This window comes from Actinoplanes xinjiangensis (assembly GCF_003148685.1).
Lineage (GTDB): Bacteria > Actinomycetota > Actinomycetes > Mycobacteriales > Micromonosporaceae > Actinoplanes > Actinoplanes xinjiangensis.
Window position 1 is genome coordinate 76,598 of sequence record NZ_QGGR01000022.1, and the last position, 19,194, is coordinate 95,791.

At 72.1% G+C, this 19,194-nt stretch carries 23 protein-coding genes; 8 read left to right on the forward strand and 15 right to left on the reverse strand.

Annotated features, from left to right (window positions below; genetic code table 11):
• Positions 1-57: 57 nt before the first annotated feature.
• The gene (locus BC793_RS35745) at positions 58-1,017 is read right to left on the reverse strand and encodes a helix-turn-helix domain-containing protein (protein ID WP_109600693.1); all 960 of its coding nucleotides are present in this window, start codon (positions 1,015-1,017) and stop codon (positions 58-60) included.
• A 106-nt stretch (positions 1,018-1,123) separates the two neighbouring features.
• On the opposite strand from BC793_RS35745, the gene BC793_RS50775 reads away from it, so the two are divergent.
• Entirely contained in the window at positions 1,124-1,489 is a 366-nt protein-coding gene (locus BC793_RS50775; RefSeq protein WP_203896471.1) for a CE1 family esterase, read from the forward strand.
• The gene (locus BC793_RS35750) at positions 1,456-1,989 is read left to right on the forward strand and encodes a CE1 family esterase (RefSeq protein ID WP_203896470.1); all 534 of its coding nucleotides are present in this window, start codon (positions 1,456-1,458) and stop codon (positions 1,987-1,989) included. The genes BC793_RS50775 and BC793_RS35750 overlap by 34 nt, the downstream gene beginning before the upstream one ends.
• A 14-nt stretch (positions 1,990-2,003) precedes the next feature.
• Here the strand turns inward: BC793_RS35750 and BC793_RS51845 are convergent, their stop codons facing one another.
• Positions 2,004-2,189: a helix-turn-helix domain-containing protein gene (locus BC793_RS51845; protein WP_239170455.1), complete on the reverse strand. Its 186-nt coding sequence runs from the start codon at positions 2,187-2,189 to the stop codon at positions 2,004-2,006.
• Positions 2,190-2,194: 5 nt separating this feature from the next.
• Positions 2,195-2,872, reverse strand: a complete 678-nt coding sequence (locus BC793_RS35755; RefSeq protein ID WP_239170454.1) for an AraC family transcriptional regulator — start codon at positions 2,870-2,872, stop codon at positions 2,195-2,197.
• 122 nt (positions 2,873-2,994) lie between these two features.
• On the opposite strand from BC793_RS35755, the gene BC793_RS35760 reads away from it, so the two are divergent.
• From BC793_RS35760 to BC793_RS35770, 3 genes are read left to right on the forward strand one after another with little or no spacing between them, the layout of a single operon-like run.
• The gene (locus tag BC793_RS35760; RefSeq protein ID WP_109600695.1) at positions 2,995-3,309 is read left to right on the forward strand and encodes a putative quinol monooxygenase; all 315 of its coding nucleotides are present in this window, start codon (positions 2,995-2,997) and stop codon (positions 3,307-3,309) included.
• Complete coding sequence (locus BC793_RS35765) at positions 3,306-4,235, forward strand: alpha/beta hydrolase (RefSeq protein WP_203896469.1); 930 nt, start codon at positions 3,306-3,308, stop codon at positions 4,233-4,235. Before BC793_RS35760 ends, BC793_RS35765 begins: the two co-directional genes overlap by 4 nt.
• 2 nt (positions 4,236-4,237) lie before the next feature.
• Positions 4,238-4,993, forward strand: coding sequence for an SDR family NAD(P)-dependent oxidoreductase (locus BC793_RS35770; protein ID WP_109600697.1), 756 nt, complete (start codon positions 4,238-4,240; stop codon positions 4,991-4,993).
• Positions 4,994-4,999: 6 nt separating this feature from the next.
• On the opposite strand, the gene BC793_RS35775 is transcribed toward BC793_RS35770, so the two are convergent.
• Positions 5,000-5,659: a lipoate--protein ligase family protein gene (locus tag BC793_RS35775; RefSeq protein ID WP_109600699.1), complete on the reverse strand. Its 660-nt coding sequence runs from the start codon at positions 5,657-5,659 to the stop codon at positions 5,000-5,002.
• 221 nt (positions 5,660-5,880) lie between these two features.
• On the opposite strand from BC793_RS35775, the gene BC793_RS35780 reads away from it, so the two are divergent.
• A complete protein-coding gene (locus tag BC793_RS35780; RefSeq protein ID WP_158319477.1) occupies positions 5,881-7,065 on the forward strand; it encodes a serine hydrolase domain-containing protein in 1,185 nt (394 codons plus the stop codon).
• Positions 7,066-7,096: 31 nt separating this feature from the next.
• Here BC793_RS35780 and BC793_RS49900 read toward each other — a convergent pair whose 3' ends face one another.
• The 5 genes from BC793_RS49900 to BC793_RS35805 form a co-directional block, all read right to left on the reverse strand.
• The gene (locus BC793_RS49900) at positions 7,097-7,717 is read right to left on the reverse strand and encodes a hypothetical protein (RefSeq protein WP_158319478.1); all 621 of its coding nucleotides are present in this window, start codon (positions 7,715-7,717) and stop codon (positions 7,097-7,099) included.
• Positions 7,718-7,805: 88 nt separating this feature from the next.
• The gene (locus BC793_RS35790) at positions 7,806-8,429 is read right to left on the reverse strand and encodes a GOLPH3/VPS74 family protein (RefSeq protein WP_109600702.1); all 624 of its coding nucleotides are present in this window, start codon (positions 8,427-8,429) and stop codon (positions 7,806-7,808) included.
• Between the two features lies 1 nt (position 8,430).
• The gene (locus BC793_RS35795) at positions 8,431-8,652 is read right to left on the reverse strand and encodes a type II toxin-antitoxin system antitoxin (RefSeq protein WP_109600704.1); all 222 of its coding nucleotides are present in this window, start codon (positions 8,650-8,652) and stop codon (positions 8,431-8,433) included.
• 4 nt (positions 8,653-8,656) lie between these two features.
• Positions 8,657-9,568: an SPFH domain-containing protein gene (locus BC793_RS35800; protein WP_109600706.1), complete on the reverse strand. Its 912-nt coding sequence runs from the start codon at positions 9,566-9,568 to the stop codon at positions 8,657-8,659.
• 71 nt (positions 9,569-9,639) lie between these two features.
• Positions 9,640-10,269 carry a YitT family protein gene (locus BC793_RS35805; RefSeq protein ID WP_109600708.1) on the reverse strand — a complete coding sequence of 210 codons (630 nt, stop codon included), beginning with the start codon at positions 10,267-10,269 and terminating at the stop codon, positions 9,640-9,642.
• 166 nt (positions 10,270-10,435) lie between these two features.
• Between BC793_RS35805 and lon the strand changes: the two genes are divergently transcribed.
• Entirely contained in the window at positions 10,436-12,742 is a 2,307-nt protein-coding gene (lon, locus tag BC793_RS35810; RefSeq protein WP_109600710.1) for an endopeptidase La, read from the forward strand.
• Here the strand turns inward: lon and BC793_RS35815 are convergent.
• The 3 genes from BC793_RS35815 to BC793_RS35825 all read right to left on the reverse strand — a co-directional run bounded on the left by BC793_RS35815 (position 12,739) and on the right by BC793_RS35825 (position 15,794).
• Positions 12,739-14,049 (reverse strand): sensor domain-containing phosphodiesterase, encoded by a 1,311-nt coding sequence (locus BC793_RS35815; protein WP_239170453.1) that lies wholly within the window; start codon positions 14,047-14,049, stop codon positions 12,739-12,741. The genes lon and BC793_RS35815 overlap by 4 nt on opposite strands.
• A 117-nt stretch (positions 14,050-14,166) precedes the next feature.
• Positions 14,167-15,282: a pyruvate dehydrogenase (acetyl-transferring) E1 component subunit alpha gene (gene pdhA / locus BC793_RS35820; RefSeq protein WP_109600712.1), complete on the reverse strand. Its 1,116-nt coding sequence runs from the start codon at positions 15,280-15,282 to the stop codon at positions 14,167-14,169.
• Positions 15,283-15,353: 71 nt separating this feature from the next.
• Complete coding sequence (locus tag BC793_RS35825; RefSeq protein WP_109600714.1) at positions 15,354-15,794, reverse strand: hypothetical protein; 441 nt, start codon at positions 15,792-15,794, stop codon at positions 15,354-15,356.
• 69 nt (positions 15,795-15,863) lie between these two features.
• Here BC793_RS35825 and BC793_RS49150 point away from each other — a divergent pair, with 69 nt between their 5' ends.
• Positions 15,864-16,046 (forward strand): hypothetical protein, encoded by a 183-nt coding sequence (locus BC793_RS49150; protein WP_146246602.1) that lies wholly within the window; start codon positions 15,864-15,866, stop codon positions 16,044-16,046.
• On the opposite strand, the gene BC793_RS35830 is transcribed toward BC793_RS49150, so the two are convergent.
• The 3 genes from BC793_RS35830 to BC793_RS35840 all read right to left on the reverse strand — a co-directional run bounded on the left by BC793_RS35830 (position 15,975) and on the right by BC793_RS35840 (position 19,153).
• Entirely contained in the window at positions 15,975-17,507 is a 1,533-nt protein-coding gene (locus BC793_RS35830; RefSeq protein WP_109600716.1) for a GGDEF domain-containing protein, read from the reverse strand. The genes BC793_RS49150 and BC793_RS35830 overlap by 72 nt on opposite strands.
• Positions 17,508-17,509: 2 nt before the next feature.
• Entirely contained in the window at positions 17,510-18,700 is a 1,191-nt protein-coding gene (locus tag BC793_RS35835) for an FIST signal transduction protein (protein ID WP_146246603.1), read from the reverse strand.
• Positions 18,701-18,784: 84 nt separating this feature from the next.
• Positions 18,785-19,153: a MerR family transcriptional regulator gene (locus BC793_RS35840; RefSeq protein WP_109600824.1), complete on the reverse strand. Its 369-nt coding sequence runs from the start codon at positions 19,151-19,153 to the stop codon at positions 18,785-18,787.
• Positions 19,154-19,194: the final 41 nt, after the last annotated feature.

The following is a 19,194-nucleotide window of genomic DNA, read 5'->3' on the forward strand; positions in this document are numbered from 1 at the left end:
CGAACGCCGCCACCTTCAGACCTGAGTAGCATCCGGCCCCGACCCGAAGGTGACGGATCAGCCGGACGCCGCCAGGCTCTCGCCGAGGGCCGTGGCGCGGTGCACGATCGCGCCGCCGTCGCGGCGGCTGGACACCAGCCCGGCGGCCCGCAGAGCCGACAGGTGCTCGGACGACGACGACACACTGATGCCGGTGAGCCGGGCGATCGACGAGGTGGTGTGCCGCCCGGGCCGGGTGACCTGCACCAGCACCGCGCTGCGGGTCCGGCCGAACAGCCCGGCCAGCGGATCGGCAGCCGGCCGGCCGTCGAGTCCGGCCGGTGCCTCGACCGGGTAGACCACCAGCGCCGGGCGGCCCGGCCGGAGCAGCACCCGGGGCCGCGGACCGGTGAACGGGGACGGCAGCAGCACCAGGCCGTGTCCGGCCTGCCGTACGTCGCCGTCCTGCCAGGTGTCCACCTCCAGCACCGGGCTGCGCCACCGGATCGCCGGATGCAGGCTGTTCAGCAGGCCTTCCGCACCGGTGCGGGCATAGCGGGCGGCGGCCTCACCGACCACCTGCCGATGGGTACGGGTCAACGCCGCCCAGTCCGGCGCCAGCACCTGATCGAAGTACGCCCGCATGGCGGTGACCAGGGTGTCCAGCACCGACGGGTCGGCATCGGCGAACCGGCGCCGCGCGATGGTCACCGGGGTGCCGGCGTAGGCCGCGGACACCTCCGCCCGCACCTGCCGGACCGGCGTCGAGCGGATCACCGCCAGCCCGTCGTCGATCGACGTCACGCCGTCCCACGGGGTCATGAAGTCCGGCGCGGGGCCCTGCGCCGGGATCAGATGGTGCAACGGTCGCAGCGCCGCCCCGGACGACGCCACCCGGCGTGCCAGTTCCGGCAGGGCGGCGGCCACCGGCGGCCGGCGCAGGGCCTGGCTGGCCAGCAGCACGGTGCTGGCCGGATGCAGCCGGTCGGTGAACCGGACCCGCGCCAGGTCCGCGTGGTCCAGTCGGAGACGCAACATCCGCACAGCGTGCCATGGGTTTCGGTACCGGCCGAAACGGTTGACCGGGGGGAACGCCCCGGCCGACGCTGCACCCGTTGCGGTCGGTGGAGACGAGGGATGACCTTTGCGGCGTACGGTAAGAATCTCGGTCCTGGTCTGCGGTCTGGTGCTCGCCGCCTGCGGGAGCGGGCCGCCGGTGACGCCGGCCTCGCCGCGGCCCGCCGCGGGTGACCACCGGCTGACCCTGGACGTCGGCGGTAAGCAACGCTCGGTGCTGTTGCACGTCCCGCCCGGTTACACCGGCACGAACCCGGTGCCGCTGGTGGTGGCCCTGCACTTCTATCCGGGTTCCGGTGAGCGCCTGCGCGACATGATCGGGATGGACGCCAAGGCCGACGAGCACGGCTTCCTGGTCGCCTACCCGGACGGCGTGGCCGGCGGGTTCAACGCGCTCGTGTGCTGCGGCGCCGAGGCGACGTCGCCTTCCTGAAGGCGCTGACCGGCCGGCTGATCACCGACTGGCGGGTGGACCCCCGCCGGGTCTACGCCACCGGCATCTCCAACGGCGGCGACATGAGCTTCCGCGCCGCGGTGGAGGCGACCGGCGTGTTCGCCGCCATCGGTGCGGTGAGCGGCGGGTACGGCGGACCACCGGCCGAGGCTCCCGGCTTCGTCCCGGCGGAACCGGTCTCGGTCCTGAGCATCATCGGTGCACAGGACCGGTACTTCGACATCTTCGACGCCGGGCTGAAGAAGTGGCGCGAGCGGCTCGACTGCCAACCGCGGCCGGCACCGGCGGGCGGCACGGACGGGGTCAGCCGGTCCAGCGCGCGCTGTGCCGACGGCTCGGACGTCGAGGTGTACGTGGTCGCCGACATGGGGCATGCGTGGCCGGGCGCGAAGTCCGGGGAGATGGCGCTGCCGGGCGCGCCGATCGTCGCGACCGACCTGCTGTGGGACTTCTTCGCCGGCCACCCGCGCCTCGGGTGACCGCGCGGCCGTCGTCACCGCGCCAGGGCGGCATCCCGGCTCGGCGGGGTACCGAACTGGCGGCGGTACTCCCTACTGAACTGTGACGGGCTCTCGTAGCCGACGTGCCGGCTGACCCCGGTGACGTCGCCGGGACGGGTGGCCAGCAGGAGCCGGGCCTGCTGGAGCCGGATCTGCTTCTGGAACTGGATCGGGCTCATCGCGGTCACCGCCTGGAAGTTGCGGTAGAAGGCGGAGACGTCATCCCGGACAGCTGCGCCAGCTCCTCGACCCGGAACGCCGTCGGGTAGTGGTCGCGGATCCACCGGACCGCCCGCGCGACGTGCGTGAGGTTGCTGTCGGCGAGGCCCAGCTGGCGGACCACGGCGCCCTGCTCGCCGGTGATGACCCGCCACAGGATCTCCCGCTTGATCAGCGGCGCCAGCACTGCCGCGTCACGCGGGTGATCGAGCAGCCGGACCAGCCGGAGCACCGCGTCGAGCAGCTCGGCGGGCGCGTCGCTGACCGCCATGCCGGACGGGACCCCGGCGACCGGCGGGAGGTCGCCGGGGGCGGCCTGGAGCAGCAGCTCGGCGACGACGGCGGGCCGCAGGACCAGCCCGAAGCCCAGCGCGGGACGGTCCGCGGTGGCGCCGATGAAGTTGCCGGTGACGGGCATGTCGACGGACGCGACCAGGTACTGGCCGGCGGAATATTCGTACACCCGGCTGCCCAGTGCCAGCCGCTTCGTGCCCTGGGCGATGACGGCCAGCACCGTGCCGGTCATCGACGGCTCCGGTGACTCCGGCTGCACGATCCGCGAGAGCAGCACGTCCTCGACGGGGGTGCGGTGATCCGGGCGTGCGTGACGGGTGACCAGGTCTCTCAGCGCAGCCAGGCTCATGCGCCGATTCTCTCTCCCACGGCAGGATCAGGCAAGGACCGACGAGCATCGTTCTACCGTCTTTGCAGCTCAGCCTGCTTTTATGGAGACATCGAGATTCCACCCGATGAGAGGAACATCCGATGATCGCGAGGCACGGGTTCCACGCCACGATGACCGCCCGTCCGGGCAGCGGAGACGAGGTCGTGCGGCTGCTGCTCGACGCGCCGTCCCTGCCGCACCCCGACTGCGTCGTCTTCCTGGTCGGCCGGTCCGCCGCCGACCCGGACACCGTCCACGTGACCGAGGGCTGGACCAGCGAGCAGGCTCACCAGGCGTTCTTCACCACCGCGCCGGCCCAGGCCCTGGTCGCCGCCCTCCAACCGCTGCTGACCGGCGAGTCCCGCTACACCGACGAGATCCCGGTCGGCGGCAAGGCGTGGGGAGCACACCGATGAGGCCCGCCTACGACCCGGAACTGTCCACCCTGCTGGCCGCCATGCCACCGATGCCGCCGCTCGACGCGCAGACCCTGGCCCAGATCCGCCCGTACGCCGCCGGCCCCCGTCCGGACGACGGCTCCGTCGAGCGGCGGGAGGTGACCTTCCCCGCGCCGGACGGCACCCCGATCCCGCTGACGATCCTGAGCCCCGGTGGCGTCACCGCGGCGCCGTGCGTCTACTGGATCCACGGCGGCGGCATGGTGATGGGCGACCGGTACTCCCAGATCGACATTCCACGGGAGTGGCTCGACCGGTTCGGCGCCGTGGTGGTCTCGGTCGACTACCGGCTGGCACCGGAGGCCGACGGCACCACCCTGGTCGACGACTGCTACCACGGCCTGGCATGGGTCGCCGCGCACGCCGCCGACCTGGGCATCGACCCGGCCCGCATCATCGTGGCGGGTGCCAGCGCCGGCGGTGGCCTCGCCGCCGGAGTGACCCTGATGGCCCGCGATCGCGCCACCCCGGCGATCGCCGGCCAGATCCTGATCGGCCCGATGCTCGACCACCGCAACGACAGCGCGTCGAGCCGGCAGTTCTCCGGCGGGCCCGGCGTGTGGACCCGGGAGATGAACGACTTCGGCTGGCGGTCGGTGCTCGGCGGCCTCGGCCCGGTCTCCCCGTACGTCTCCCCCGCGCTCGCCACCGACCTCGCCGGCCTGCCCGCCACCTACCTCGACGCCGGCTCGGCCGAGGTGTTCCGCGACGAGAGCGTCGAGTACGCCGCCCGGATCTGGGCGGCCGGCGGCCGGGCCGACCTGCACATCTGGGCCGGCGGCTGCCACGGCTTCGACGCGCTGTTCCCGCAGGCTCCGATCTCCTCCGCCGCCCGACGGGCCCGTACCGACTGGCTCGCCCGACTCCTCGAAGAGGTGCGTTGATCATGCCGATCGCCATCGTCACCGGCGCCGGTTCCGGCATCGGCCGCAGCGCCGCCATCCAGATCGCCCGGCGCGGCACCGGGGTCGTCCTCACCTATCAGGGCAACCGGTCCGGCGCGCTGGACACCGTCGCCGCCATCGAGAAGGACGGTGGCACCGCGGTCGCCCTGCCACTGGACCTCGGCCGCTCCGAGACGTTCCCGGCCTTCCGTGACGCGGTGGCCGCGGCCCTGCGCGACGTCTGGCAGCGTGACACCTTCGACCACCTGGTCAACAACGCCGGCGCCAGCCGGGTCGCACTGTTCGAGGAGACCACCGAGGACACCTTCGACGACCTGATGCGGGTGCTGCTGAAGGGGCCGTACTTCCTCACCCAGACGCTGCTGCCGCTGCTGGCCGACGGCGGCGCGATCGTCAACGTCACCAGCGGTGCGGCGAGCACCGTCACCGAGCCCGGCTACTCGGTCTACGGCGCGATGAAGGGTGGCCTGGTGGTACTGACCCGCTACCTGGCCAAGGAACTCAGCGGCCGCGGCATCCGGGTCAACTCCCTGGCCCCCGGCCCCACCCGGACCCGGCTGGGCGACAACGCCTTCGAACGCCATCCGGAGGTGATTCCGGAGCTGGCGGCCCGGACCGCCCTCGGACGGCTGGGCGAACCGGACGACGTCGGAGCGGTCATCGCCGCGCTGCTCGGCACCGATCTCGCGTGGATCACCGCGCAGGACATCGACGTCTCGGGCGGTTACGGCCTCTGAGCACGGTCACAGCGTCGCGGCGTAGGCGGCGCGGACCGCGGCGGCGACCGTCGCCGTGGTCACGCCGGGCACGGTGTCCTCCAGCGCGCCGACGGTGGACGGCTCGAAGTCGTAGCCGAGCTCGGCGTAGGCCGGGGTCAGCACCTCGCGGAGGCGGGCCGCACCACTGACCTGGATGACCGTGCTGAACAGCCAGCCGTCCCGGGTGACCCGCTGGGCCGAGCCGACGATCTTGGCGCCGCCGGCGTTGATGCTGTAGTCGCCGGGGCAGTACTCGCCGGGTACCGGGCCGATCCGGGCGTCCGCGCCGAGACCGGCGAGCACCTCGGCGTGCAGGGCGGCGAACCGCTGGAACCGCTCGACCGGTTCGAGGGGTTCGCCGGCGGCCCGGTGCACGTGGTCGACGACCACACTGCCGGGGTGGTAGGCGGCCAGGCTGCCGCCCTGGGGACGCACGACCGGCAGGAACCCGAACCGCTCGACGGCGGCGGCCGCCCGCGGGTAGCCGGGGCGCAGCGTGTCGCGGCGGCTGAACGCGGCGGTCGGTTGTGGTGAGTAGATCCGCAGGATGTCCCGGGCGTCGCCGAGGCCGTCGCGTAGCAACCGCGGCCCGAGCGCCATGTCGTGCGCCGGGTCGCCGGGCCGGTCCACCTCGACGAACGTCACCCGGACGATCTTACGGAACCGCGGTGGCGGTCGTCGGTGGCCGGGGCGCCGAGCAGTGGCCCGGCCGGGGGTGACGGCACCTCCCCCGGTCAAGGCCGGACCAGCGCCGGGTTCACCGCGGGAGCACCCGTAGGGGTGCGACCAGGGTCGCGCGACATTGACGGGCATCACTTGAGATGACAGCGTCGGCGGGGTGGATGTCACTCGGGGGGAGACCAACCATGCCTAGTCGTCGAACGGTTCTGACCGGATCCGCCGCCGCGGCGATCGCGGCCGGGGCCGGGGTCGGGATCGCATCACCGGCCGCGGCCTCGCCCGGCGGGCCGGACCGGGCCGCGTTACAGGCGGCGCTGGACCGGATCGTCGCCACCGGCGCCACCGCCGCGCTGGCCCGGCTGGACGGCCCGTCCGGCAGCTGGCGCGGATCCAGCGGGGTGGTGGAGCTGGGCCGCCCGGCCCGGCCCGCGCCCGGTGGCCTGTACCGGGTCGGCAGCATCACCAAGACCTTCGTGGCCACCGTGATCCTCCAGCTGGCCGGGGAGCGGCGGCTCGCTCTCGACGACACGCTGGAGCGCTGGCTGCCGGGCGCGATCGCCAACGGCTCGCGGATCACGATCCGCAACCTGCTCCAGCACACCAGCGGGATCTTCGACTACACCGACCTGCTGTTCGCGTCCTTCGAGGAGGTGCTGCGCGCCCGGTACCGGACGTTCCGGCCCGAGGAACTGGTCGCGCTCGCCGCCGCGCAGCCGCCGGTGTTCGAGCCGGGCACCTCGTGGGCCTACTCCAACACCAACTACGTCCTGCTCGGGCTGATCGTGCGGAAGGTGACCGGGCGGGCGTACGGCAGGGAGGTCGACCGGCGCATCCTGCGGCCGCTGCGCCTGCACGGCACCGAGGTACCCGGTACCGACACCACGATCGACGGGCCGCACGCCCACGGTTACGAGCCGGTCGAGCGGGACGGCGGGCCGGTGCCGCTGGACTTCACCGACCTGAACCCGTCGATGGCCCACGCCGCCGGTGAGATCGTCTCCACCACGGCGGACCTCAACCGCTTCTACCGCACCCTGCTCAGCGGCCGGCTGCTGCGGCGGGCCCAGCTGGCCGAGATGCTGACCCCGGTCGGCGAGCTGAGCTACGGCCTCGGCATCTACCAGCAGGAGCTGCCCGGCGGCCCGACGCTCTGGGGGCACAGCGGCGGCATCTTCGGCTTCATCAGCTACTCGTTCTCCACACCGGACGCCGCCACCCAGCTGAGCATCTCGATCAACCCGTGGATCGGTGACGCCGGGCAGGCGGTCGTCGACCTGGCCCTGCTGGCATTCGGCGTCACCGCGCCGGCCGCACTACGGGCACCGGCCACACCGTTCCCGGTCATGGGGTTGCGCCCGCCCCGGGCGTGACGCCGGGGCCGGGGCAGGCGCCCCGGGCGGTTCAGACCAGCACGGCTCCGGGAAAGTACGCCGGGTCGGTGTGCCGGTAGGCCACCGTCAGCGCCTGCGGTGGCAGGCCCAGCGCCGCGATGATCGCCGTGTACTGGGCCTCGGCGAACTGGCGCCGGATCCGGTCCGGGTCCGGCGCGACCTGCCCGCGCAGAGCGGCGCCGATCCGGGCGAGGTCGGGCTCGGCTGTGGCGAACGGGGCGAAGGCGCCGGCGTCGGCTCCCAGCGCGCCCTCCGGCAGGACGTGGCCGGACGGGAACGCGACGCCGCCGATCCCGGGCCGGATCACGCCGTCGTCGCCCTCGAACCATTCGACCAGCATCGACTGATCGGAGACGTACCGGTGGACCCGGGCCCCGCCCCGGTAGACGTGACAGTCGACGAAGTCGGAGTCGACGACGTACGTCGCCAGCACCGGGCCGCTCAGCGCCGCGCTGAGGCCTTCAGCGAGGGGACCGAGGTCGGCGACGTCCCAGTCGCCCTCCTCGGGAATCACCGCCACCCGTTCGGCGGCGACCGGCACCACGATCGCCCGGGCTCCGGTCCCCCGGACCGCCTGCACCGTCGCCGCGAACTCCGCCGCCACCAGCATCGTCTGGTAACTCGTTCCCACGCCGCGCCTCCCCGTTTCGACTACGTGGACGCTAGCCGAGCAGACGCCACCGGCGCGGGAGCGATCGCCGGAGAGTCGGGCCCGGGTCCTACCCGGCCGCGGCGGCGGAGGCCTCGATGGACTTGCGCAGGGCCGGCCCGATCGGCCCGCTGATGTCGGCCAGTTCCTGGAGGCGCCGCCGGGCGTCCCGGCGGGCGCGGCGGTCGAGGACCAGGCCGAGACCGCCGGCGACGACCACGGTCACCAGGGCGGCGTCGGCGGGCTCGACCCGGCTGATCGGATCCTTCAGAGCCGACCGGACCCGGCCCAGCAGCTCCTTGCGGACCCGGGGGTCGCGGAGGGTGACCCGGGTCCGGGGGATGATCCCGAGCATCCGGTACGGCTCCAGGCGCACCCAGCCGTCGTCGGCGAGCTGCCGGCGCACCGCGACGACGGTGGCGTGCTGCCGGCGGTCCACCCAGGACTGCCACTTGCGGGGCCGGGAGCCGGCGATGTCGTCGAGGAGGGTGGCCAGGACCGGGTCGGCATCCGGCCGGCGGGTGCCGGCGGTGGCACGGCCGTTGGTGTCGGTGAGGTGGCCGCTGAGGTAGAGGTCGGCGAGGGCCGCCGCGCGGACCATGGCGCCGAGGTTGGTGCCGAGGCGGACCCGGCCCTTGGCGGGGTCGTGTGCCAGCAGGAGGATCCGCTGGGGGAGGCTACCGGGGACGGTCATCTTATTCGTCCTCTTCGTCCGGTTCGGAAGTGCTGGGTGGCCGGCCCGGCCCCCGCATCCGGCCGACTCCCCCGGGGAGCCGGCCGGCGTCGCTCAGTGCCTTGCGCAGCAGATACTCGATCTGCGCGTTCGTGCTGCGCAGCTCGTCCCCGGCCCACCGTGCGAGGGCGTCGTGCACGGCGGGATCCAGGCGGAGCAGGAGCTTCTTGCGCTCGGTGGCCATGTGATCAGGAGTAGAGGGTGCCCGTGTTGACGACGGGCTGGGCGTCCCGGTCGCCGCAGAGGACCACCAGCAGGTTGCTGACCATGGCGGCCTTGCGCTCCTCGTCCAGCTCGACGACGTCGTGCTCGGTGAGCCGGGCCAGGGCCAGCTCGACCATGCCGACGGCACCCTCGACGATACGGGTCCGGGCGGCGACGATCGCGTTGGCCTGCTGACGGCGCAGCATGGCGTGGGCGATCTCGGGTGAGTAGGCCAGGCGGGTCAGCCGCGACTCAATGATCTTCACCCCGGCGGCGGCGACCCGCACACCGATCTCCTCGGACAGCCGGGCGGTGATCTCGTCGGCGTTGTCCCGCAGCGACATCAGGGTGGTGTCGTGGGAGTCGTAGGAGTAGCTGTTGGCGATGTGCCGCACGGCGGTCTCGGTCTGGATGGCGACGAACTCGATGAAGTCGTCGACCTCGAAGACCGCACGGGCGGTGTCCTTGACCTGCCAGACGACCACGGCGGCGATCTCGATCGGGTTGCCGTCGGCGTCGTTGACCTTGAGGACGTCGGTCTCGTGGTTACGGATCCGGGTGGAGACGCGGCGCCGGGCGGTCAGCGGGTTGACCCAGCGCAGCCCGTCGGTGCGGACGGTGCCGGTGTAGCGGCCCAGGAGCTGGAGCACGCGGGCCTCGCCCGGGGCGACCGGGGTGAGGCCGAGCAGGGCGAACGCGGCGGCGAGCACGAGCAGGACGCTGACGCCGAGCAGGCTGAGCACGACGGCGGCGCTGGCCTGCTGCACGGCGACCACGAACACCGCCACGGCCAGCAGGATCACCACGCCGCTGCCGGCGACGACGGGCCAGCCGGAGGCGTCGCGGGCGGCGCGCTCACGGACCTGCGGGGCGGGAAGGTCGAGGTGTTCGGTCATGTGGGGCCTCCCTCAAGCGGTGATGGCGCCACACTATCAATGTGATATCACTTTTTCAACCGCCCGGACCGTCAGTAGCCGGCGTAGCGGCCGGGGCGGTGATTCATGGCGACGACCAGGTTGAGCACGACCGCACCGACGGCGGAGAGCAGGGCGGCGGCGGGCGGCAGGACGAACGCGGAGATCAGGATGACGACGGCGTCGAGGGCCATCTGGACGTACCCGGCCCGCCAGCCCCAGCGGTCCTGGCAGGTCAGGGCGACCACGCCGAAACCACCGAGGCTGGCGTTGTGGCGGAAGATGATCAGGATGCCGATACCGGCGGCCAGGTTGCCGGCGATCGTGGCGTACAGCGGGGTCAGCTGCGGCAGCGACATCATCGCCGGGTGCAGCAGCGAGAACGCCGACACCAGGGCGACACCGACCGCGGTACGGACGGTGAAGGCCCAGCCCCGCCGGGTGATCGCCAGCACCACGAAGGGCAGATTGACCAGCGCGAACACGGCCGACAACGGCCAGCCGGAGGTGCGTTCGATGAGCAGGCCCAGCCCGGCGGTGCCACCGGTCGCGATGCCACCCGCGGCCAGCAGGAACAACCCCAGCGACGCGACGAACGCGCCGGTCACGATGCCGGCGGCGTCCTCGGTGAGCGAGTGCCGTACGGATTGCGTGACGGTGGGCGCACTGCCGGCCTTGATCATGCGGTGAGCGTCCCAAGATCATTCGATCTGCGCAATCGCGACCGTTTTGACTGGTCAGATTGCCCAATCCCGCTGAAGGCCCGCGCTGTTCGCCGACAGTGAACGCCGGAAGAAGCGGAATCCCGCCACGGTTGAGCCTGCCGTACTCAACTTCCCGGAGGTAACCGTGAGCAAGCGACTCCCCGTGCTCTTCCTCGACGACATCGTCCTGCTTCCGGGCATGGTCGTGCCGGTGCAGCTCGACGAGGCCGCGCAGGCCGCCGTCGACGCCGCCGTCACCTCGGCGGCCTCCGAGCTGCTGATCGCCCCACGGATCGAGGGGCGCTACGCGTCCTACGGTGTGGTGGCGAGCGTCGAGCAGGTCGGCAAGATCCGGGGCGGCTCCCCCGCCGCCGTGCTGCGCACCGGGCCGCGCGCCAAGATCGGCAGCGGCGTGACCGGGCCCGGCGCGGCACTGTGGGTGGAGGCCGAACCGGTCCTCGCCGGACCGGTGTCCGACCAGGCCCGTGAGCTGGCCGCCGAGTACAAGAAGCTGGTCGTCTCGGTGCTCCAGCGGCGCGAGGCGTGGCAGGTCATCGACTCGGTCAGCGCCATCGACGACCCTGGCGACCTGGCCGACACCGCCGGCTGGGCGCCGTACCTGTCCGGTGACCGCAAGCGCGAACTGCTCGAGACCCCCGACGTCGAGGCCCGGCTGCGGCTGCTGATCGAGTGGACCCGCGACTTCCTGGCCGAGTCCGAGGTCAACGAGACGATCGAGAAGGACGTCCGCGAGAACGTCGAGAAGCGCAACCGCGAATACCTGCTGCGCGAGCAGCTGAAGGCGATCCGCAAGGAACTCGGCGAGGGCGAGTCGGACGACAAGGACGACTACCGTGCGCGGATCGAGGCCGCCGAGCTGCCGGAGGCGGTACGCGAGGCCGCGCTGCGCGAGGCCGACAAACTGGAGCGGGCCGGCGACCAGAACCCGGAGGCCGGCTGGATCCGCACCTGGCTGGACACCGTCCTCGACCTGCCGTGGAGCGTGCGCACCACCGACAACACCGACCCGGAGGCGGCCCGCGCCGTCCTCGACGCCGACCACCACGGCCTGGACGAGGTCAAGGAACGCATCGTCGAATACCTGGGCGTCCGTGCCCGCCGCGAGTCACGCGGCCTGGAGACGGTCGGCGGCCGCGGCTCCGGCGCGGTGATCCTGCTGGCCGGCCCGCCCGGAGTCGGCAAGACCTCGCTCGGCGAGTCGGTCGCCCGGACCCTGGGCCGAAAGTTCGTGCGGGTCGCGCTCGGCGGCGTCCGCGACGAGGCGGAGATCCGCGGGCACCGGCGCACCTATGTGGGCGCCCTGCCGGGACGCATCGTGCGGGCGATCCGCGAGTCCGGTTCGATGAACCCGGTGGTGCTGCTCGACGAGGTCGACAAGGTGGGCAGCGACTACCGGGGCGACCCGGCGGCCGCGCTGCTGGAAGTGCTCGACCCGGCGCAGAACCACACGTTCCGCGACCACTACCTGGACCTCGACCTGGACCTGTCGGACGTGCTGTTCATCGCGACCGCCAACGTCCTGGAGACCATCCCGCAGGCGCTGTTCGACCGGATGGAACTGATCGCGATCGACGGCTACACCGAGAACGACAAGGTGGCCATCGCCCGGGACTTCCTCATCCCGCGGCAGCTGGAACGTGCCGCCCTGGCACCCGGCGAGGTCACCGTCACCGAGGACGCCCTGCGCGAGATCGCCGCCAACTACACCCGGGAGGCGGGCGTACGCTCATTCGAGCGCCTGCTGGCCAAGGCGTTCCGCAAGGTGTCGCTGAAGTCGCTGCCGGCCACCGTCGACGCCGCCGACCTGAAGGACCTGATCGGACGGCCCCGGTTCACGCCGGAGTCCGGTGAGCGGACCGCGGTGCCCGGTGTCGCCACCGGACTGGCCGTCACCGGCATGGGCGGTGACGTGCTCTACATCGAGGCGTCGCTGCTGCCCGGCAACACCGGCGGCCTGTCGGTCACCGGCCAGCTCGGCGACGTGATGAAGGAGTCCGCGCAGATCGCCCTGTCGTACGTCCGGGCGCACGCCGGTGAGCTGGGCATCTCGCCGGAACAGCTGGACCACCCGATCCACCTGCACGTCCCGGCCGGGGCGGTGCCCAAGGACGGGCCGTCGGCGGGCGTCACGATGACGACCGCGCTGGTGTCGCTGCTGCTGGGCCGCAACGTGCGGGCCGAGATCGGGATGACCGGCGAGGTGTCGCTGACCGGGCGGGTGCTGCCGATCGGCGGTGTGAAGCAGAAGCTGCTCGCCGCCCAGCGGGCCGGGCTCACCGAGGTGTACATCCCGCGGCGCAACGAGCCGGATCTCGACGAGGTCCCGGCCGACGTGCGCGAGGCGCTGACCGTACACCTCGTCTCCGATGTCCGGGAGATCCTCGACAGTGCGCTGGAGGCGGTGACCACCGACGCGGTCGCGGCGGTCTAGGTGTTCTGACCACGGACGTCCCCACGCTGACGTCGCTGTCGCCCCGGTCGACGACCCGGCCCTACCCCCGGCCGATCCGCAGTGGATCGGCCGGGTAGGTCGGCCGGGCGGGCGAGGTGGAAGCCCTGGCCGTAACCGAGGCCGAGTTCGGCGAGCCGGGACCGTTCGGCGGCGGTCTCGATGCCTTCGGCGATGAGTTCGGCGTCGGTGTCGGCCGCGAAGCTGACCAGCGACCTGGCCAGGGCGGCACGCGCCGGGTCGGTGTCGATGTCGCGGACCAGGGAGATGTCCAGCTTGATGATGTCGGGTCGCAGTTGCAGGATGTGGTTCAGGCTGGCGAATCCGGCCCCGGCATCGTCGATGCTCAGCTTCAGTCCGGCGCTGCGCAGGTCTTTCAATGCGTGACGCAGCTTCGCGTAGTCGTCGATCTGGGTGTGTTCGGTGACCTCGATGACGAGGTGGTTCCCGGCGTGCGCGAGGAGGATGTCGGAGGCCGCCGCGGTGAGAAGGGCGTCGGCGGACAGGTTCACGCAGAGCCACGTCTCGTCGGGCAGGTCGGGCAGGCGTTCGAGTGCGCGCTGGACCGCCAGCAGTTCGAGATCGGTGCCGAGACCGCTCTGGGTGGCAGCGGCGAACGCCCGGTCCGGGCTCGCGAAGATGTCGGGGTTGAAGCGGGCCAGGGCTTCGTAGGCGACGGTGACGCCGTCGGCGAGCTTGACGACCGGCTGGAAGACCATCTGGATCGCGCGCTGATCGAGTACGGTCCTGACCGTCTGCGTGGCGTGGTGGACCGCCTGGCGCTGCTGGGCGAGGGGTGAGCCCATATGGTCGCTGATCAGCTCGGCGATGAGCGTCATGAACCGTACGGCCTCGCCGTCCAACGACGGGTCGGGGTTGCGGCTGACGCAGCACAGCATGCCGGCCTCGGCACCGCCCGGTCCGTGCCACGGCACACCGATGTAGGACCCGATCCTCAGCTCACGGGTGACCGGCAGATCCCGGGTGACCGGGTGGCGGCGTGCGTCGGCGATGATCGGCGGCAGCGTTCCCGCCACGACCCGGGTGCAGTAGGACCCCTGCAGGTCGGTGCCTTCACCGACCGGGATGTTCATCGCCGCGACCTCGCCACTCGCGGCGTGGATGATCTGCTGCCCGTCGGCGAAGGCCGACACCCACGCCACCTCGGCGTCCAGGTGCGAACGGACCAGCCACAGGAGCCGTTCGACGGCCCGGGAGTCGTGATCGGGACCGGCCGGGCCGAGGGCGTTCGCCGATGCCGGCATGGGCGGAACGGACAGCAGTGACACGGCGCAACTCCTCGATCGGCACGTCTTCGTTCTCGCCGGCCCGCGGGACGGTCTTCCTGATCGGCTACTGATGTCGGCGCCGACCGCCCCGCCCTGAGAACTCTGACGCCTGCGACCTCAGTCCGGCTGGTCGTCGAAGGACGCGCGGTAGTCACTGAACCGCTGCCGCTGGACGTCCAGATCCGGCGAGCCGGTCGGGTAGACGTGGTCGAACAGCTCGACCGGCTGCGGATCGGGCATGGCCAGTACGCGTTCGCGCAGGTCGAGGGCGGCCTTCTTGGCGTCCTCCTCGACCTGCGCGAAGAAGTCGTCGCCGGCGATCCGCTGCTTGGTGAGGAAGGCCCTGAGGCGGCTGATCGGGTCCTTGGCCCGCCACGCCTCGACCTCGCTGGCGATCCGGTAGCGGGTCGGGTCGTCGGAGCTGGTGTGTGCACCCATCCGGTAGGTGTAGGCCTCGATGAGCATCGGGCCCTGCCCGTGCCGGGCGTGGTCCAGAGCGGCGCGGGTGACGGCGTAACTGGCCAGCACGTCGTTGCCGTCGACGCGGATGCCGGGGAAGCCGTAGCCGGCGGCGCGGCGGTAGAGCGGCACCCGGGTCTGCCGCTCGGACGACGCCGAGATGGCGTACTGGTTGTTCTGGCAGAAGAAGACGATCGGGGCGTTGAAGACCCCGGACCAGACGAAGGACTCGTTGACCTCGCCCTGGCTGGAGGCGCCGTCACCGAAGTAGGCGATCACCGCCTCCCCGTCCGCCGAACCGGTCCTGCCCTCCATGTTCACGCCCATGGCGTAGCCGGTGGCATGCAGCGTCTGCGAACCGATGACGATCGTGTACTGGTTGAACTTGAACTCGTTCGGATCCCAGCCGCCCTGGTCCACCCCGCGGAACAGGCCGAACGGCATGATCGGGTCGATCCCGCGGCAGTAGAGCACCCCGTGCTCGCGGTAGGTCGGGAACGCCATGTCCTGCGGCAGCAACGCCCGCCCGGACCCGACCTGCGCCGCCTCCTGACCCAGCAGGCTCGCCCACAGGCCCAGCTCACCCTGCCGTTGCAGGGCCACGCCCTCGGCGTCGAGGCGGCGGACGGTCACCATGTCCTGATACAGGCCGCGATACTCGTCGTCGGTGAAGTCGACCGCATACGTCACCCCGTCGGGACCCGTGACGCTGTCGACGTGGTCACCCTCAGGGTTCAGAAGCTGTACGAAACCGCCGGCCCGGTGTTGGTCCACTACCTGACCGTATGCCGTCCACCGGGCACCCGGTCAAGAGTGATCCCATTTCGCCGTCGGGCCGGACCGGCTCAGCGGCGGCCGGTGGCCAGGGCGATCAGGAACTGACCTCCGCCGGTGTCGACGGTCGCGGTCACCGGGAGACCGGGGACCAGGCGGGAGAAACGGTCGACCAGCCAGTCCGCCGCCTCCTGCGCGTCGCGCCGGCTCGGGCTGCGCCCCACCAGCTCGCGGCCGCCCTTGCGCTCCAGGCGCTCGGCCACGGTGATCAGCGGCGCCGGCTCCACCACGTTGAGCCGGTCCGGCCAGGCGATGACCACCTTGACCGCGCCCTTGCGGGTGTTGCAGGCGCGGTGGGCGATCCGCTCGGCGACCTTCGCCTTCCGGTCGGCGGTGCGGCTGTCGACCGACGGGCCGCGCGGGTCGTTCACCGACATGCCACGGTCGACCGGCTCGTCGCACACCCAGCAGCGCCAGCCGTCGCGCTCGCCCACATCCTCAAGGAGACTCACCCGAACAAATTAGCCCATAGGCGCTTGCCTATGGCGTGTATGGTTGCTGCCTGGTGAGGGGAGACGTCAATGCGGACGAGGGACTCGATCGCCATGGTGGCCGCCGCGCTCTCGATCGCGGCGTCGTTCGTCATCGTGAACCTTCCGCTGCCGGTGACGGCACCCGGCGGGGCGGACAGATCAACCCAGGTCATCGTCGTGACCGAGGCCGGCCCGTGGTGGGACTGCCCGGACGAGGCCGCCGACGGCTGACGCCCGGCGGGCCGCGCGACGCCGCTGCTTGGCCGTGTACATGGACGCGTCGGCGGTGCTCAGCAGCACCGACGCGTCGTAACCGTAGTCCGCGGCCAGGCCCAGGCCGATGCTGCACCCGGCGATGACCTCCACCTCGCCGGTCGGCAGCCGCAGCCGGTACGGCGCGTCGACGGCCTCCTGGATGTGTGCGGCCAGCATTTCGGCCTCCGCCGCGGTGGTGTCGGTGCAGGCGATCACGAACTCGTCGCCGCCGAGGCGGGCCGCTATCCCGTGCAGGCCGGCCGTCTCCGACAACCGCTGGGCCGCGATGATCAGCAGCTGGTCGCCGGCGTCGTGGCCGTACGTGTCGTTGACCGCCTTGAAACCGTCCATGTCGATGAACAGGACCGCCACGTCACTGCCGTCCTGCCGGCACCGGCTCAGTGAGGCCGCCAGGGTCTCCATGAAATAGGCGCGGTTGGGCATCCCGGTGAGCACGTCGGTCTCGGCCTGCATCCGGATCCGCTGGAACAGCAGCGCCTTCTCCAGGACCAGGCCGCCCACGTCGACGAGATGGTCGAGGAACGACCGCGCGTCGGTCCCCTCGGCGGGCACACCGGTGAGCAGCAGGCGCCCGGCTCGCGGCTCCTGGGTGCCCAGCGGCTGCGAGAGGGCGCCCGCCGGGAGGCCCGGCAGGTCGTCGCCGAGGATCCGGGGCCAGTCGGCGCCGCCGCCCGCCGCCAGTTCCTCGCCGTACGTGTCGGTGAGATAGACGGCCGCTCCGGTCACCGGCACGTGCTCGATCATCGTGTCGACGATGTTGCGGGCCGCGGTGATCACGTCGACCATGCCGGCCAGTCCCGCGGTCACCGTGTTCAGGCGCTGGAGCCGGTGCAGCTGATCCTGGGTACGCCGGTACAGCCGCCCGTTGTCGATGGCGAGGGAGATCCGGCTGACGACGGCGATCAGCTCCTGGATGTCGGCGTCGTCGAAGGGCAGATCGTCGGTACGGGCCAGCAGCAGGTGCCCGAGGTGCTCGCCGCGGACGGTCAGCAGCCCGTACGCGAGGTGCGAGAGTCCCGAGGCGGCCAGCCACTCCGGCGCGGGCACCTCGCCGACCGGGGCGGCGGTCACCGGCCGGGTCGCGGTGAGCGGGCGTGCGGCGGCGGGTGGTTCGACCGTGCCCGGCGGCAGGTGCCGGGCGGCCAGGCCCCACTGCGCGGCCAGCCGGAGCCCGTCGGAGCCGTCGCCGGCCGGGGTGAGGACGATCGCGATGTCGGCGTCGAACAGTTCCGCGACGTCACACACCGCGCACTCGAGCACGTCGTCGACCTCGGTGACCTTGCCGAGCGCGGTGACGAGCTGCGCCAGCCGGGTGGCCCGGGCCAGGGCGCGGGCCGAGATCGCACGGGACTGGGCCAGCTCGGCACGCAGCCGGCGGATCTCGTCCTCCGCGGTGGTGGTCGTCGCCTCCCCCATGATCAGAAGGTGAGGACGACGACGGTGGCGTTGTGGAAGCCGGTCGACCCGGTGACCCGCGCGAACTCGCCGTAGGTGAAGAACCCGGCGAACGGCGCCTCGCCCAGAGGTCCACGGATGGCGACGGCCTCCTCGGGCAGGGCGTCACCGAGAGGCGGGACCCGCCCGGCGCAGCTGAACACGAGCGCCCCACGGGGCTCGGCGCCGAGCCGCTGGACGGCGGTGGCGGCGGCCGATCCGGCGGCGTCCAGCAGGTCACGCTGGTTGCCGGAGAGCACCTGCACCACGGACTGCTCGCTGACATGGCCGAACATGACCAGGGCGCCCTCCGGGGTACGGCCCAGGATGTGCCGTCCGTCGAAGGCGCCGGCCGCGTTGGCGAGACCGAGCGGATGGTCGAATGTGAGCCGCGCGAAGGTGGGGCCGGTGGCGTCGCCGGGTTCGCCGGCCTGCACGTCCCCGCCGCGCTGTTCGAGGTAGACGTCCACGGCCGGGCGCCCGTCCAGCTCGTGGATGATGTTGGCCTCCGCGCGGGTCACCGTCACCGGATCACCCATCGGATGCCAGCCGTGCGCGACGCCGATGCCGAGCGGGTGCGGCGAATTGATCCAGATCGCGATGAGGCTGTTGGACATCAGTTTGCCGTCGGCGAACTGGTAGGTGGCCCCCATCGAGAGGTCCTCGGACGCCGCTCCGCCGACCAGCGGGACGGTCGACCCGGTGACCGCATAGCTGCCCCGGACCACTTCCCGCTGATCGCCGGCCAGCCCGTCGGAGAGCATCATCAGCACCGAGTTCTCGCCGTCGCCTCCGGCACGCTCGCGGGCCAGCTCGGTGACGCGCCGGGCGGCGCCGCGCAGGTCGGCGCTGACCGAGTCGGCGGTGGCGATGCCGAAGGTCAGTTCAGCGGCGGGCACGTAGAGCGCGACGGCCCCGGCGGTCACGTTCGCGGCCCCGGTGAACCCGGCGAAGGCCGTGCAGCCGACGACCTGGGCGGGCGCCGCGCTCTCGGCGACCGCCTCGAAGAACCGCAGTGGCTCGTATTCGACCGTCACGTGCACGATCAGCAGGTCGGCCGGCTCGGGTGTCCGGCCGGCGAGCGCGGCGCTCACGCACTCCCGGGCCGCGGCCACCGCGTCGGCGGCGGTACTGCTGCCCTGACCGACCCTGCGCCGGTCGTTGTCGTTCGCCATGATCGCCCCCGGTCCCACGGCACGGCCGTCCGACCGCTGCTCCTCGACTCCTATCGGCCGGTTCGGCGCGGGGTTGACCGTTTCTCAGTCGTGGATCAGGGTGCAACCGTTCGCCGGGTTCTCCGACACCGCGATCACCGCGTCGAGCCGATCGCGGGTCCTGATCAGGCCGGCGATCTGCTCGTCGATACGCTTGCGCTCGGCGGCGAGCCGGGCCCGCGACTCCGGTGTGTTGACCCCGGCGTCGACACAGGGCAGCAACTCGAGGATGGTCCGGCTGGACAGGCCGGCGCCGTAGAGCATCTGGATGAGCTGCACCCGGTCGACGGCCCGCTCCGGATAGTGCCGCTGACCCGAGTCGCTGCGCTCCGCGGTGAGCAGGCCCTGCTCCTCGTAGTAGCGCAGAGCCCGGACACTCACCCCGGACCTCGTCGCCAGCTCACCGATCCGCATCGTGGTTTCCGGCATCGTGCTTTGCGGCATCGTGACCCCCA